1 protein-coding gene is annotated in these 671 nt (G+C 71.4%); it reads right to left on the bottom strand.

What is annotated here, in order from left to right; translation table 11 throughout:
- Positions 1-671 (bottom strand): beta-ketoacyl synthase N-terminal-like domain-containing protein (locus tag ACTOQ1_RS42900; protein ID WP_440074378.1); only part of this gene is annotated, 671 nt, incomplete at both ends.

Genomic DNA, 671 nt, shown 5'->3' with positions numbered 1-671 from the left:
CGAAGGACCGTTCGGCGCGGTCAGGCCGTTGCTCGCACCGTCCTGGTTGACCGCGCTGCCCCGCAGGACCGCGAGGATCTGGTGACCGTTGCGCCGGGCGTCCGACAACCGCTCGACCAGCAGTACACCGATGCCTTCTCCCCAGCCGGTGCCGTCGGCCTCCGCGGAGAACGCCTTGCACCGCCCGTCCACCGACAGGCCACGCTGCCGCGAGAACTCGACGAAGGTACTCGGCGTGGCCATCACCGTGACGCCGCCCGCCAAGGCCAGGTCGCACTCGCCCGAGCGCAGCGACTGTGCCGCCCAGTGCAGCGCCACCAGCGACGACGAGCACGCCGTGTCGACCGTGACCGCCGGACCCTCCAGGCCCAGGGCGTACGACACCCGGCCCGAGGCGACACTGCCCGAGCTGCCGGTACCGATCAGGCCTTCCAGCTCGCCCGGTGCGTCAGAGAGCTGGGGCGCGTAGTCGTGGTACATCACCCCGGCGAAGACACCCGTACGGCTGCCGCGCAGCCGATCGGGATTCATTCCCGCCCGCTCGATCGCCTCCCACGACGCCTCCAGCAGCAGCCGCTGCTGCGGGTCCATCGCGAGCGCCTCACGCGGCGAGATCCCGAAGAACCCGGGGTCGAACTCGGCGGCCTCGTACAGGAACCCGCCATGCCTGG

The sequence above is a fragment of the Streptosporangium sp. OZ121 genome, assembly GCF_051918885.1.
Classification (GTDB): domain Bacteria; phylum Actinomycetota; class Actinomycetes; order Streptosporangiales; family Streptosporangiaceae; genus Streptosporangium.
Note: the sequence above shows the minus strand (reverse complement) of the source record. Positions and strands in the feature narration are given on the sequence as shown.